This window comes from Bradyrhizobium sp. GW821-FHT13H05 (assembly GCF_058804065.1).
On sequence record NZ_JBXAPO010000005.1, the window covers coordinates 469278 to 483972 of the forward strand.

The following is a 14695-nucleotide window of genomic DNA, read 5'->3' on the forward strand; positions in this document are numbered from 1 at the left end:
CCGTAGCCCGGATGGAGCGCAGCGTAATCCGGGTTCTGTCCGCGTGGTGAGACCGCCCCGGATTGCGCTGCGCTCCATCCGGGCTACGAAGCGATCAAGCCCCAAAACTCTTCGGCGAGCCCGCGACTGCCACACCGCCGCCGGTCGTCACCTTCATCACCGCAAGACCGCGTTCATTGGTGCCGTCGGCGCGGAAGCGGAACAGGCCGTCGATGCCGGCGAAGCCCGAGGGGTTGGTGAGCACGTCGGACGAGAAGCGCGTGGGGCCTTGCGTGCGCGCGAGCGCGGCGACGAGGGCGACCGCGTCATAGGCGAGCGTCGCGGTGCGGATCGGCTCGGCGCCGTATTTGGTGCGGTAGCGACCGGAGAAACCGCGGAAGCCGGCCGGATCGGGCGCGGCGTAGAGACCGCCCTGCAAGCTCGAATTGGCGTAGACACGCGGGTTGTCCCACAGGCCGGTGCCGAGCAGCTGGATGTTGCGCAAATTGGCGCCCGCCGCGGTCATCGCATCCGCAACCGTGACGACGGCGTCGCCATCATCGGCAATGAACAGCGCATCCGCACCGCCGAGCTGCTGCGCCACGGTGCGCGCCGGCGTGGCGCGATCGGCGCCGTATTTCTCGAACGCGACGATGCGCCCGCCACGGCGCGGCACCGCCGCCTTCACCGCGGCTTCGACGACATTGCCATAGGCATTGTCGGGCACGAGCACGGCGACGGAGCGCTTTCCGATGCTGGCGGAATATTCGACAATGCGGTTGACGTCGGACTCCGGCAGGAAAGAGAGCAGATAGACGCCGCGACCGGCGATGCTGGAATCGGTCGAGAACGCGATGACGGAGATGCCGCGCGTGCGCGCGACCTGCGCCACGGCTGGCACCGACTGCGCGAACAACGGCCCCAAAATGATCTCGGCGCCTTCGTCGACCGCCTGCTGCGCGCCAGCTTGCGCGCCTTGCGGGCTGCCATTGTCGTCCTTGATCAGAAGCTGGATGTTCGGGTTCTGGAATTCGGCCAGCGCCATCTCGGCGGCATTGCGCATGGATTGCGCGGCAAGGCCGGCATTGCCGGCGGCCGAGAGCGGCAGGATCACGGCGACCTTGACCCCGCCAGAGCCGGCAGTGGTGGCCTGTTGCGGCGGACCTGCCGGCTGGGCCGGGGGCGGGGAGCTGGAAAACGGGTTGGAGAACTGGCTGAGACTCTGCTGCACGCCGGCGCAGGCCGACAGCAGCGGTGTGCCGAGCAACAGGCCAAGCGCGCTCCGCCGGGTCGCCCCCGACAAGCGGGGCCCCTGAACGGGAAACTTCGGATCACGCGGGCCCATGGCAGCTTCTCTTTTGACCGACGATCGCCAGCCGGTCACAACAAACTTTGCCGCGACACAAGCCGCAGATTCAGGCATATTGTCGGCAAATAGTTAACCAAAACAAAAGGATAATAACCGTTTAACGCGACCGCACCTCAAGCCCCGGCCAGCTGTCCGCCGTCCGTAACCCAGCATCAAGGCGGCGTTTCCGCCGTGAATATGGCGCTGACACTGCATTCCCTCGGGAATGTGATGCCGGATGGATCACATTCCAGTCCTTCCTCAATCCTCGCCCAAGGCGGAGCCGCGATCTTTTTCGAAGGACCGGTTCCCAGCCCCTGATATCATGCCTAAGTTCAATTCATTATGCGCGCAAAGCCGGCCCCGATAAATACGCCTGAAGGCACAGACGCCGCCCCGCGCGGTTTCTCCATCGACGCCCATCGGCTCACGGCGCCGAAGGCGGCGCCGGGCCTCTATCTGGTCGCGACCCCCATCGGCAATCTCGGCGACATCACGCTGCGAGCACTTCAGACGCTGGCCGGCGTCGAAATCATCGCCTGCGAGGACACCCGCATCACACGGCGCCTGACCGAGCGCTACGACATCTCCGCACAACTCAAGCAGTATCACGAGCACAACGCCGAAGCCGCGCGCCCAAAAATCCTGGAGGCGCTTGCGGCAGGCGGCTCGGTCGCGCTGGTGTCGGATGCCGGCACGCCGCTGATCTCCGATCCCGGCTTCAAGCTGGTGCGCGAGGTCTGCGCCGCCGGCCATGCCGTCTATGCGCTGCCCGGCCCGTCCTCGGTGCTGGCGGCGTTGTCGGTCGCGGCGCTACCGACCGACCGCTTCTTCTTCGAAGGCTTTTTGCCGTCGAAATCCGCCGCGCGGCGAAGCCGCCTCGCCGAGCTCGCCCGCATCGATGCCACGCTGGTGATGTTCGACTCCGGCAACCGCGTGCAGGATACGCTCGCCGACCTCGCCGAGATCATGGGGACGCGCGAGGCCGCGATCTGCCGCGAGCTGACCAAGCTGCACGAGGAGATTTCGCGCGCGACGCTGAACGAGCTGGCGCGCGACGCCGCAACACTGGAGACGCGCGGCGAATTCGTGCTGGTGATCGCTCCGCCAGCGGCCGACGCCGAGGTGCTGACATCGGACGCGCTCGACGATCTCTTGCGCGCGCAGCTCGCCGCTCATAGCGTCAAAGATACGGTCGCCCATGCGGTCGCGCTGTCGGGCCGGCCGCGCCGCGAGGTCTATGCCCGCGCGCTCGAACTCGCAAAAGACCTGCGGGGCGGCGATGGCGAAGACTGAAGGGGCGAAGGAACCGAAAGTCGCTTCGCCCGAGCGTGTCGCCGCGTTCCGCACCGGCATCTCCGCGGAGAGCCGCGCCGCCGCTTATCTGATGGCCAAGGGCTACCGCATCCTCGCCAAACGCTACCGCACCCCTCATGGCGAGATCGACATCGTGGCGCGCCGCCGCAACCTGATCGCCTTTGTCGAGGTCAAGGCGCGCCCCAGCCTCGATGACGCCGCCTATGCCGTGACGCCGCGCCAGCAGCAGCGCATCATCAATGCCGCGCAAGGCTGGCTCGTAGCGCATCCCGAGCATGCCGAATTCGAACTGCGATTCGACGCCATGCTGATTGCGCCGCGCTCACTTCCGCGCCATGTGTTGGCAGCATTCGACGCCTCGACCTGAAAGGCAGACCATGAAACTGAACGTCGCCGTCCAGATGGACCCCATCGCCCGCATCAACATCAAGGGCGATTCCACCTTCGCGCTGCTTCTGGAGGCGCAGAAGCGCGGCCACGGCCTGTCCTATTACACGCCCGACAAGCTCTCGATGGTCGGCGAGGAAATCGTCGCGCCGGTCCAGCTCCTGACCGTGCGCGACGAGCCCGGCAACCACTTCACCCTCGGTGAGCCCAGGCGCGAAGCGCTGAACGGCTTCGACGTGGTGCTGCTGCGCCAGGATCCGCCGTTCGACCTCGCCTACATCACCTCGACGCATCTGCTCGAGCGCATCCATCCGAAGACGCTGGTCGTCAACGACCCGGCCTCGGTGCGCAATGCGCCGGAAAAGCTGTTCGTGATGAACTTTCCCCAGCTGATGCCGCCGACCCTGATCTCGCGCGACCTCGACGAGATCAACGCCTTCCGCGACAAGCACGGCGCCGTCGTGATGAAGCCGCTGCACGGCCATGGCGGCGCGGCGGTGTTCCGCGTGATGCCGCAGGACATGAATTTCGGCTCGCTGTTCGACATGTTCTCGGTGACGTTTAGAGAGCCCTGGGTGATCCAGCAGTTCATTCCCGAGGTGAAGCACGGCGACAAGCGCATCATCCTGGTCAACGGCGAGTTCGCCGGCGCGGTGAACCGCGTGCCGGCCGCCGACGATCTCCGCTCCAACATGGTGCGCGGCGGCGCCGCCCAGGAAACCGAGCTCACGCCGCGCGAGCGCGAGATCTGCGCCACCGTCGGCCCGGCGCTGCGCGAGCGTGGCCTCCTGTTCGTCGGCATCGACGTCATCAACGGCAGCCTCACCGAGATCAACGTCACCTCGCCGACCGGCATCCGCGCGATCGCACGGCTCGGCGGCCCTGATGTTGCGGCGAAGGTCTGGGACGTCATCGAGCAGAAGCGGGCGAAGTAAGCGCCGGCTTGTAGCCCGGATGGAGCGCAGCGAAATCCGGGCGCTTCGCTCCATCCGGGCTACCGACATCAACAGAAACACAGCGCGCGCATCACTAACCACCCGTTCACCATGACGCCCCGCGCATCATTCGAACGAACGTCCGACCTTGCGTGAATCTACGGGGCCGCTGGCCGACTAGATAACGCCACGTTCACCATCTGCCGAGAACGCGCATCGTCACGGGCCATCACACTCGGCCTCGCAACACCCCTTATACTTTTACTGCCTACTCATCGATGCAGGGGAACCCGCCACGTGCGGTTCGAGTACCCCGCGTAAGAGTAGAAGCGTATGAACACCGCACGCATTGTCGTTCTCGTCATCGCGCTGGGCGCCGGCGGCGTCGCTGCGTATCTGGCGAACGGCTACCAGAACGCACCCGTGCCCGTCCTCCCGGTCGCCGAGAAGCTGCCGACGGTCGAGGTTCTCGTCGCCAAGAACGACATCCAGCTCGGCCAGGCCCTGAAGCCCGAGGACCTGCAATGGCAGGCTTGGCCGGCAGGGACCGCAAGCAACGCGTTCATCCGCCGCGACAACAGGCCCGAGGCCCAGACCCAGATCGCCGGCTCGATCGCGCGCGTGCCGTTGATGCAGGGCGAACCGATCCGCGAGCAGAAGCTGGTCAAGGCCGAGGGCTCCGGCTTCATGGCTGCGATCCTGCCGTCGGGCATGCGGGCCGTCTCCACCGAAATTTCCGCCGAGACCGGCGCTGGCGGCTTCATCCTGCCGAACGACCGCGTCGACATCGTCCTGACCCGCCGCCTGAAGAACCCTGACGGCGCCAACAACAACAACAATGGCCCGACCGGCGGCAACGACCTCGTCCTCTCCGAAGTCCTCCTGACCAATATCCGCGTGCTCGCGATCGATCAGGCGCCGAAAGAGAAGGAGGGCCAGAACGCCGTGGTCGGCAAGACCGTCACGCTCGAGCTCAAGCCCGACCAGGTTGCCACGCTGTCGGCCGCGCGCCAGGGCGGCACGCTGACGCTCGCGCTGCGGAGCATCGTCGATGCCAATGCAGTGGACGGCACCGCCGAAGACCAGTCGATCAAGCGTCCGGGCGGCGTGAACATCATCCGTTACGGGGTGCAGGCGCGGCAGCTGACGTCACAGAAGTGATGATGGGGATACCATGAACTACGGGGATGATCGGACGGGCATGCGCATTCGGGGGAAGCGCGCGCACACGTTCTGGGCAGGGGTAATGCTGATACTGGGGCTGCTCGCGGCTCCTGACGTCGTCAGCGCCGCGGATGCGCCGGTCGGCGACCAGGCGCCGATGCAGGTGCCGGATCTCGGCGTGTCGACGGTCGGAACGATCGCGCCGGCGAAGACGCGCTTTCTCTCGCTTGGCGTGGGCAAATCTGTGGTCATCGACCTGCCGCGCGAGGTCAAGGACGTGCTGGTGGCCGATCCCAAGATCGCCAACGCAGTAATCCGCTCGGCCCAGCGCGCCTATATCATCGGCGGCCAGGTCGGCCAGACCAACGTCGTGTTCTTCACCGCCGACGGCCAGCAGGTCGCCGCCTACGACATCGCGGTGAAGCGCGACCTCAACGGCATGCGTACCGCGCTGCGCTCGGCGCTGCCGGGTGTGCAGATCGAAGGCGTCGGCGAGAGCGTAATGCTGACCGGCTCGGTGTCGAGCCCGGTCGAGGCGCAGCAGGCCGGCGACGTCGCCGCAAAGCTCGTCGGCGGCAGCGACAAGGTCGTCAACAACATCGTCGTGCGCGGCCGCGACCAGGTGATGCTCAAGGTCGTCGTCGGCGAAGTGCGCCGCGACATCGTCAAGCAATTGGGCGTCGATCTCAGCGCCAGCCTCAACGCCGGCACCGCGGTCGTGAATTTCAACAATTCCAATCCGTTCTCGGTCTCCGGCGGCCCGCTGGTCAGCAGCAATGGGCTCGGCGTCGCCGGTCTCACCAAGGGCGTCGCCACCGTCAGCGCCACCATGCGGGCAATGGAGAGCGCCGGCGTGATGCGCACTTTGGCCGAGCCGAGCCTGACGGCGATCTCGGGCGAGTCCGCCACCTTCATTGCCGGCGGCGAATTCCCGATCCCTGCGGGCTATTCCTGCGACCCGACCACGCATGTCTGCACCACCCAGATTTCCTACAAGAAGTTCGGCATCTCGCTGAACTTCACGCCGGTCGTGCTCAGCGAGGGCCGGATCAGCCTGCGCGTGATGACCGAGGTCTCGGAGCTGTCGAACCAGCAGGCGATCACCGTGACGCAGGCGGTGTCGTCGACCGCCAGCAACTCCATCACCATTCCCTCGATCCAGACCCGCCGCGCCGAGACCACGCTCGAAATCCCGTCGGGTGGCTCGATGGCGATGGCCGGCCTGATCCAGCAGCAGACCAAGCAGGCGATCAACGGCCTGCCCGGCGTCGACCAGGTGCCGATCCTCGGCGCGCTGTTCCGCAGCCAGGACTACGTCAACAACGAGACCGAGCTGATGGTGATCGTGACGCCCTATGTGGTCCGTGCCGTCGCCCAGAAGGAATTGTCACGGCCCGATGACGGGTTCGCGCCGTCGTCCGATGCGCAATCGGCGCTGCTCGGCCGCATGAACCGCCTCTATGGTGTCGCGCGTCGCGTCGATCCGATCAACGGCACGCCTGGCGATTTCGGCTTCATCATCGACTGAGACGAACGGTTTGGGGACCGGGCAAGAAACGGGGCAAGAGGGGATCAAGCGATGACGAAGACGATGGCGGATCGACGTCGCAAGCTGCGCGCAGCGCTGGCGCTGACGGGGCTCTCCGTCCTGCTCGGCGCCTGCAACACCACCGGCGAGATCGTCACCCAGACGGTGCCGACCGACTATCGCCAGCGTCATCCGATCGCGGTGCAGGAAGCCAAGAAATCGATCGTGATCTTCGTCGGCAAGGCGCGCGGCGGCCTTACGGCCGCGCAGCGCGCGGACGTCACGGGCATCGCCCGGGACTGGGTGAGCGAAGGCACCGGCTCGGTCGTCGTCGACGTACCGATCGACGCCACGAATTCGCGCGCGGCAGCGGCGACCTATCAGGAAATCCGTTCCGTGCTGGGATCCGGCGGCGTGCCGTCACGCGCCATCGTACAGCATCCCTATCGCCCCGAGGATCCCGGACTGCTGCCCACGATCCGCCTGAGCTATTCGCAGATCGCCGCGGTCGCCGGTCCCTGCGGGCTATGGCCGGAAGACGTCGGTCCGTCCATCCTCGACCCCGGCTACAACGAGAACCGGCCGTACTTCAATCTCGGCTGCGCCACCCAACGCAATCTCGCGGCGATGATCGACAATCCCGCCGACCTCGAGCAGCCGCGTGCGGAAACACCGGTCTATACCGCGCGGCGCGACATCGCCTTCGAGCGCTACCGCAAGGGCTCCCCGATCTCCACCGCCTCACCCGATGCCGACAAGGCCAAACTCAGCGACACCGGCAAATGACAAGCCTCAACGACGAAGAAGCGGACGATCCGCAGCACCCCGAGGAACACATTGCGCCGGTTCCGCGCATCTCGGTGCAGGCGTTTTGCGAGACCGATCAGACGCTCAAAGCGGTGACCGCGGCCGGTCAGGACCGCCGGCTCGCCAAGGCGCATCTCACCGCCAAGAGCGGCGGACTTGCCGCGGCGATCGAAGTCTATGACACGATGCCGACGCCGAACGTGATCGTGATCGAATCCGACGGCACGCGCGACATCCTCGAAGGGCTCGACGATCTCGCCGGCGTCTGCGATCCCGGCACCCGCGTGGTCGTGATCGGCAATCCCAACGACACCGCCCCCTATCGCGAGCTGGTGCGCCGCGGCGTCAACGACTATGTGATCGGACCGGTCGAAACCCTCGACGTGGTCCGCTCGATCTGCAGCCTGTTCTCGGCATCCGAAGCCATCATCACCGGCCGCGTCATCGCGGTGGTCGGCGCCAAAGGCGGCGTCGGCGCCTCCACTGTCGCGCACAACGTGGCCTGGACCATCGCCCGCGACCTCGCACTCGATTCCGTCGTGATCGATCTCGACCTCGCCTTCGGCACCGCCGGCCTCGACTACAACCAGGATCCGATGCAGGGCATCGCCAACGCGGTGCTGTCGCAGGACCGGCCCGACACCGCGCTGATGGAACGCCTGCTCGCCAAATGCACCGACCGCCTCAGCCTCCTCGCTGCGCCCGCGACGCTCGATCGCGTCTATGATTTCGGCGCGGAGGCCTTCGACGCTGTGTTCGACACGCTGCGCATGACCACGCCCTGCATCGTGCTCGACGTTCCCCATCAATGGTCGGGCTGGACGCGCCGCGCGCTGGTCAATGCCGACGACATCGTGATCGTGGCCGAACCCGATCTCGCCAATTTGCGCAATACCAAGAACATGCTGAGCGTGCTGAAGGCGGCACGGCCAAACGACCGGCCGCCGCTGTACTGCATCAACCAGGTCGGCATGCACAAGCGCGCGGAGATCGACGTGAAGTCGTTCGCCAAGACGATGGAGAGCCAACCGATCGCGGTGATCCCGTTCGATTCGAAGCTGTTCTCGACAGCGGCCAACAACGGCCAGATGATCGCGGAGGTCTCCAGGAGCCACCACACCACCGAGCTGTTCCAGAACATGGCGAACCGTCTCGCCGGTCGCGGCGAGGTGAAGAAGCCGAAGCGCTCGCTGCTCGGACCGCTGCTGAAGAAGCTGAAGGGCCGGACGGGCCGCGGATCCGCCCCGCATCGCAAGGCGTCGTAAGCACAAATACAGGGCGGGCTACTTGTCCGCCCGCTGCTGCTGCTTCTTCGCCAGCAGCTGGCGCAGCGCCGTGACCTTGGCCGCGGCCTGATCAGGCGGCAGATCGCCCTTCACGATGGACTCGGCCTCGGCCTGCTTGCCCTCCAACCCCAACACCAGCGCGAGATTGGCGCGCACGCGGGGGTCGGCGGGATTGCGCTCATGGGCGCGGCGCATCGTTTCCTCGGCCCTCGGCAGGTTGTTCTGGAGCATGTAGGACAGGCCGAGATTGGACAGGACCTGCGGCTCGTCGGGCACGATCTTCAGCGCGCTCGCATAATATTGCTGCGCCTCTTCGTTGCGGCCGAGCTGATCGAGCGCGGCGCCCTGCGCCGAGAGGATGCGCCAGTCGGGATCCTCAGGCGTATGCGCGCGGCCGAGCACATCGAACGCCTGCTGGAAATTGCCATTGTCGGCGAGCGCGCGGCCATAGCCTGCGAGCAACGCCTTGTTGCTGGGATGGGCGAGCACCGCCTGCTCGAGCACCGCGACCGCCTGGGCGCGCTGGCCGGTCTCGCGCAGCGCCTTGCCGTAGTCGAGCGCAATGTTGGGATCACTCGGCTTGGCGCGATAGCGCTCGCGAAGCGCGTCCATGTCCGGCCTGGCGTCGGCCTTGGCGTCAACCTTGGCAGCGGCCTCGGACTTGCCGCCGAGCGCGCCGGTCACGTCTTCCAGGCTCACAGTCTGGCAACCGCCGAGGACGAGCACCAGGAGCGCGGGAAGCAGAAATCTCGCCGGGGAGGAGGCGAGGGACGAACGCTTGGACATACTCTGATCACTCGGCAACTGATCAGAGATGCTTACCGATTAACGCTAAAGTCCCGTTAAGGACGCGGGGGTTCGGGATCTATTGTCTGGGCATGATCCGGAGACCGCGTCACGCGTTTCCGGATGATGCTCGCTCAATCGGTGAACTCAGCGCCGAATTCGCAGCCGATGCGCCAGCGCAGGCGGCACTGGCGGGAATAGTCCGGCGCGAAGATGATGGTGAATTGCGGCGGCACTTCCAGAAATTCCGCCACCACTTTCACGCCCCCATCCGAGATATCCGTGATCGTGCAGTCCCGCGGCAGCGAGCCCGCGCCAAAATGAATCTTGGCGAGCCGCGTGCACACCCGACGTTCGCTTCTGCGGCGATTTGCAAGCATTTGAATTGTTCACCCGTTACATCACGGCCCATCCCGCACCCCTAGGAGTAACGGACATTCGTTGGAATGTGCTGAGGACAGCCGCTCGCATTCGAAGCGTAGTGTCTGACCTGCGTTTACGATCGGTTAGGGCTTGCCGGGCCTCCGAATATGTTCCCGTATTGTTCTTGCGGAAGACGCTGCGCTCTGCTACCCTCGATTGTACGAGAGGGCAGGTTGGTTCGGGCATGGTTCAACGGGTTTCTACCGTCGCCTTTGAGGGGATCGAGGCCCGCGCGGTCGACGTGCAGGTGCAGGTCGCGCCGGGCCTGCCGGCCTTTGCCATCGTCGGCCTGCCTGACAAGGCGGTGTCGGAGGCGCGCGAGCGGGTCCGCTCGGCGTTGATTGCGTCAGGCCTGGCGCTGCCGGCGCGCCGGATCATCGTCAATCTGGCGCCCGCTGATCTCCCCAAGGAAGGCAGCCATTACGACCTGCCGATCGCACTCGGGCTGATGGCGGCGATCGGCGCGATCCCCCCGGATGCGCTGACGGGCTTTACCGTGCTCGGCGAGCTCGGCCTCGACGGATCGATCGCACCCGTCGCCGGCGTTCTTCCTGCCGCGATCGGCGCCAATGTGCGCGAGGAAGGTTTGATCTGTCCGGCGTCCTGCGGCTCTGAAGCGGCATGGGCGAGCCCGGATATCCAGATCATCGCCGCACAATCGCTGATCCAGATCGCCAATCACTTCAAAGGCACGCAAGTGCTGTCGCGGCCCTCGCCGAAGGTGCATGAAGCCGCGGCCTCCACGCTCGACCTGCGTGACATCAAGGGCCAGGAGAGCGCCAAGCGCGCGCTGGAGATCGCGGCCGCCGGCGGCCATCACCTCCTGATGATCGGCGCACCCGGCGCCGGCAAATCGATGCTGGCGGCGCGCCTGCCCTCGATCCTGCCGCCGCTGTCGCCGGGCGAATTGCTCGAGGTCTCGATGATTGCCTCGGTCGCCGGCGAGATCGAAGGCGGTGCGCTGACCGCGCGGCGGCCGTTCCGCTCGCCGCATCATTCCGCCAGCATGGCCGCGCTCACCGGAGGCGGCATGCGCGCAAAACCCGGCGAGATCTCGCTCGCGCATCAGGGCGTGCTGTTCCTCGACGAATTGCCGGAGTTCGATCCGCGCGTGCTCGATTCGCTGCGCCAGCCGCTGGAGAACGGTGAGGTCTCCGTCTCCCGCGCCAATCACCGCGTCACTTATCCGGCGCGCTTCATGCTGGTGGCAGCGATGAACCCCTGCCGCTGCGGCCATGCGTTCGAGCCCGGCTATGCCTGCAAGCGCGGCCGCATCGATCGCTGCACCGGCGACTACCAGGCGCGGATCTCCGGCCCGCTGATGGACCGCATCGATCTGCGCATCGAGGTGCCGGCGGTGACCGCAGCCGATCTGATCCTGCCGCCGCCGGCCGAAGGGTCCGCCGAAGTCGCCGCGCGCGTCGCGGTCGCACGCGATATCCAGCTTGCGCGTTACGCGGATATCGGCCTGCCGCAGGTCCGCACCAATGCCGAGGCGCCGGCCTCGGTGCTTGAGGAGATCGCAAAGCCCGACGCGCAAGGCGCCAAGCTGCTGCGCGATGCCGCCGAGACCATGCGGCTGTCGGCGCGTGGCTATCACCGCGTGCTGCGCGTGGCGCGCACGCTGGCCGACCTCGACGGCGCCGACAAGATCGGCCGGCTGCATCTCGCCGAGGCGCTGTCCTACCGCGCACTCGCGGAGGATGTGCGCCAGATGGCCTGATCATTCCGCGCATCAACCCGGCGGTAACGAGTTTCCTTTACGCTCTGCAAACCATAAGGCCCAGAAAGTTCCCCGGGCCTGGCGAGTAGAGTGTCATGTTGCGTTTCAAGATCCTGGCCTCGGTTGTTCCCCTGCTGGCAGCTGCGGTGTTTGCCCGCAGCGAGATCGGATCGGTCTCGCATCCCTGCATCGCCCTGGGCGACACCTCCGTCGAGCTGACCACCCTGTTCTGGACAGCCGGCGTCCATGTCGCCTTCACCGACGATCCCACGCGCGCCACGGTGCGGGTTCAGATCACCGACGATGCTGGCGGTGCGGACTTCGCGGTCGTGGACGATGGCCTCGGGTCAGAATCGGATTCCTGCCAGGCCAATCCGCAAACCAGCCTCATCACGATCGCCGCACAGCCGGTCGACGGCGGACCGGTGATCTATCTCTCCACCGACGGGCCGGCCGACTATCGCATCTATGTGCGCTCGAAGACGTTCTCGCAGCGCGAGGCCGCGGCACTGATCGTCGGCGCCCATGGCGGCCACCGCCCGCTCCCGCTGCAGGCCGCCTCGCTTTGAGGCGTTAACACCTCGCTAACCCTGTTGGGAGGCAGAACCAAAGCCTCAAGCTGTTCGCAAGGTCGGCGAGACATCGTCGCACACGGCAGTGGCGGGGCTTTCGGGAAAGGGTCGGGGTCGGTGGCGATGGGTCGGACGTTCCGGATCAAGGTGCGCATGCGCCGCTTCAGGCGGCAGTATCCCAAGATCGCCTTCGCGATCCGCTCCTTCATGATCTTCTCGGCGACGTTCGGCGGCGCCTATGGCTTCGTCACGGGCAGCCGCGCTGAAAATTCCGGCTACGATCCCAACGCCTTTGCGATCGGCGCGAGCTTCCTGTTCGCCATCGCCTGCCTAGGCCTTGCCACGCTGAGCATGCGGCTGCGCTTCGTCAACAAGCGGATGCGCAAGCTCGCCGTCCATAACGAGGCGCTGATCGACCGCAATTGGGAGCTCAAGGAAGCCGAGGAACGCGCCCGCAGCCTGTTCGAGCAGCAGGGCGATTTGATCGTGCTGCGCGATCATCAGGGCCGCATCACCTTCGCCAACGACGCCTATTGCACGCTCACCGGCCAGGCGCGCAGCGCGCTGGTGGGAACGCGTTTCGATTTCGACGTGCTGGAGCAGGGCGACAGCGCCCGGGAAAGCAACGGCACGCGCATCCACGATCAGAGGATCACCACACCGCTCGGCGCACGCTGGATCGCCTGGCGCGAGGGCTATGTCCGCCTCGATGCCGGTCAGGCCGCCGAATTGCAGAGCGTCGGACGCGACGTCACCGACCGCACCGAGACCGAGCGCGCGCTGTCGGAGGCGCGCGACCAGGCCGATGCCGCCAACCGCGCCAAATCGCGTTTCCTCGCGATGGCCTCGCACGAGATTCGCACGCCGTTGAATGGCATCATCGGCATGGGCGGCCTCTTGCTCGACACCACGTTGACGCCGGAGCAGGCGACCTATGCCAGGGCGGTGAAAACCTCCGGCGAAGCGCTGATGGCGCTGATCGAGGAGCTGCTCGACTATTCCAAGATCGAGGCCGGCAAGCTCGATCTCGAGCAGCGCCCGTTCGCGCTCTCGACCCTGATCGAGGAGATCACCGAGTTGCTGGCGCCCCGCGCGCAGGCAAAGACGCTCGAGATCGCCGCCTATGTCGACGAGCGCCTGCCGCTCGAAGTCATCGGCGATGCCGCGCGGCTGCGCCAGGTGTTGCTCAACCTCGCCGGCAACGCCATCAAGTTCACCGCAAGCGGCGGCGTGGCGCTGATCGTCGAGCCCGGCATCTGGCCGAACGAGATCAGCTTCCTGGTCCGCGACACCGGTATCGGCATCGCCACGGACGCACAGCAGCGCATCTTCCGCGAATTCGAGCAGGCCGACGAGCGCGTCGCCCGCACCTATGGCGGCACCGGGCTTGGCCTTGCCATCAGCGAGCGCATCGTCAAGCGCATGGGCGGCCGCATCACGCTCACGAGCGAGCCCGGCAAGGGCGCGACCTTCGAGGTCGCGGTGCCGCTCACGCCGGCACAGACCGGCGCGGGACAGACCGCATTCCCGAGCCCTGACCTCACGGGCAAGTCGATCCTCCTGATCGCCGAGGGCATCGAGGCCTCGTTGATCGCGCGGCGGCTGGAGCGCTGGGGCAGTCAGACCTGCCTGGTGACGGATGTCGCCGTGGCGGAGGCGCTGCTGCCGGAACGCTCATGGCACGCGGTGCTGGTCGATCGCGCGATCGGTCCTGCCGCGGCGGACCAGCTCGGCGAGATGGCCCGTGCCCATGCGCCGCAACGGTTGGTGCTGCTGACGTCGGGCTCGCGCCATGAAAAGCTTTCGCCTGCCTTCACCGGCTTCCTGGTGAAGCCGCTGCGCGCGGCCTCGCTGGCCGCACGCCTCGCGCTGACGCCGGAGATCGCCTCGCCCGAGCTCGCGCCGGAGCCTGTCGAACCCGCCGCGATCCGAACGCCGGCAAAGGGCCTCTCAATCCTCGTCGCCGAGGACAACGAGATCAACGCGCTGCTGATGCGCTCGTTGCTGACAAAGCTCGGCCACCGCGTCGTCATCGCCGTGCACGGCGAGGCCGCGCTGGAATCCTGGCTGGCCGCGTCGTCGGCCGGCACGCCCTATGATCTCGTGCTGATGGACATCCAGATGCCGCAGCTCGACGGCATCGAGGCGACCAAACGCATCCGCGCGCATGAAGCGGCCACCGGCGGCCATCACACGCCGATCCTGGCGCTGACCGCCAATACGCTGGTCGAGGATCGCTACGCCTGCTTCGAGGCGGGCATGAACGGCTTCTTGATCAAGCCGCTCGATCGCGACAAGCTGGACGAGGCGCTGGCGGGACTGGCGGCGGCGCGGCATCTGGCGGTGTAGGGGGAAGTCTCTCCCCCGTCATTGCGAGCGCAGCGAAGCAATCCAGACTGTCTCCGCGGAGAGATTCTGGATTGCTTCGCTGCGTTCGCAA

Annotated in this window: 13 protein-coding genes; 10 read left to right on the forward strand and 3 right to left on the reverse strand. The window is 66.4% G+C overall.

Features of this window, described 5'->3' with window-relative positions; genetic code table 11:
- Nucleotides 1-94: 94 nt before the first annotated feature.
- Nucleotides 95-1324: a penicillin-binding protein activator gene (locus tag AC1RR3_RS18905; protein WP_492824613.1), complete on the reverse strand. Its 1230-nt coding sequence runs from the start codon at nt 1322-1324 to the stop codon at nt 95-97.
- 348 nt (nt 1325-1672) lie between these two features.
- On the opposite strand from AC1RR3_RS18905, the gene rsmI reads away from it, so the two are divergent.
- The 7 genes from rsmI to AC1RR3_RS18940 all read left to right on the forward strand — a co-directional run bounded on the left by rsmI (nt 1673) and on the right by AC1RR3_RS18940 (nt 8730).
- Complete coding sequence (gene rsmI / locus AC1RR3_RS18910) at nt 1673-2623, forward strand: 16S rRNA (cytidine(1402)-2'-O)-methyltransferase (protein ID WP_492824614.1); 951 nt, start codon at nt 1673-1675, stop codon at nt 2621-2623.
- Nucleotides 2610-3011, forward strand: a complete 402-nt coding sequence (locus tag AC1RR3_RS18915) for a YraN family protein (protein WP_492824615.1) — start codon at nt 2610-2612, stop codon at nt 3009-3011. Before rsmI ends, AC1RR3_RS18915 begins: the two co-directional genes overlap by 14 nt.
- Before the next feature lie 10 nt (nt 3012-3021).
- Nucleotides 3022-3966, forward strand: a complete 945-nt coding sequence (gene gshB / locus AC1RR3_RS18920) for a glutathione synthase (RefSeq protein WP_492824616.1) — start codon at nt 3022-3024, stop codon at nt 3964-3966.
- Between the two features lie 333 nt (nt 3967-4299).
- Nucleotides 4300-5127: a Flp pilus assembly protein CpaB gene (gene cpaB, locus AC1RR3_RS18925; protein ID WP_492824617.1), complete on the forward strand. Its 828-nt coding sequence runs from the start codon at nt 4300-4302 to the stop codon at nt 5125-5127.
- Between the two features lie 13 nt (nt 5128-5140).
- Entirely contained in the window at nt 5141-6658 is a 1518-nt protein-coding gene (locus AC1RR3_RS18930; RefSeq protein ID WP_492824618.1) for a type II and III secretion system protein family protein, read from the forward strand.
- A 51-nt stretch (nt 6659-6709) separates the two neighbouring features.
- A complete protein-coding gene (locus AC1RR3_RS18935; protein WP_492824619.1) occupies nt 6710-7444 on the forward strand; it encodes a CpaD family pilus assembly protein in 735 nt (244 codons plus the stop codon).
- Complete coding sequence (locus AC1RR3_RS18940; RefSeq protein ID WP_492824620.1) at nt 7441-8730, forward strand: CpaE/TadZ family protein; 1290 nt, start codon at nt 7441-7443, stop codon at nt 8728-8730. Before AC1RR3_RS18935 ends, AC1RR3_RS18940 begins: the two co-directional genes overlap by 4 nt.
- 18 nt (nt 8731-8748) lie before the next feature.
- Here AC1RR3_RS18940 and AC1RR3_RS18945 read toward each other — a convergent pair whose 3' ends face one another.
- Nucleotides 8749-9537: a tetratricopeptide repeat protein gene (locus tag AC1RR3_RS18945; RefSeq protein ID WP_492824621.1), complete on the reverse strand. Its 789-nt coding sequence runs from the start codon at nt 9535-9537 to the stop codon at nt 8749-8751.
- A gap of 134 nt (nt 9538-9671) precedes the next feature.
- Nucleotides 9672-9917, reverse strand: coding sequence for a PilZ domain-containing protein (locus AC1RR3_RS18950; protein WP_027534981.1), 246 nt, complete (start codon nt 9915-9917; stop codon nt 9672-9674).
- Nucleotides 9918-10144: 227 nt separating this feature from the next.
- Here AC1RR3_RS18950 and AC1RR3_RS18955 point away from each other — a divergent pair, with 227 nt between their 5' ends.
- From AC1RR3_RS18955 to AC1RR3_RS18965, 3 genes are all read left to right on the forward strand, one after another.
- Complete coding sequence (locus AC1RR3_RS18955; RefSeq protein ID WP_492824622.1) at nt 10145-11683, forward strand: YifB family Mg chelatase-like AAA ATPase; 1539 nt, start codon at nt 10145-10147, stop codon at nt 11681-11683.
- Nucleotides 11684-11778: 95 nt separating this feature from the next.
- The gene (locus tag AC1RR3_RS18960) at nt 11779-12252 is read left to right on the forward strand and encodes a hypothetical protein (RefSeq protein WP_492824623.1); all 474 of its coding nucleotides are present in this window, start codon (nt 11779-11781) and stop codon (nt 12250-12252) included.
- Nucleotides 12253-12378: 126 nt separating this feature from the next.
- A complete protein-coding gene (locus AC1RR3_RS18965; protein WP_492824624.1) occupies nt 12379-14604 on the forward strand; it encodes a PAS domain-containing hybrid sensor histidine kinase/response regulator in 2226 nt (741 codons plus the stop codon).
- Nucleotides 14605-14695 lie beyond the last annotated feature (91 nt).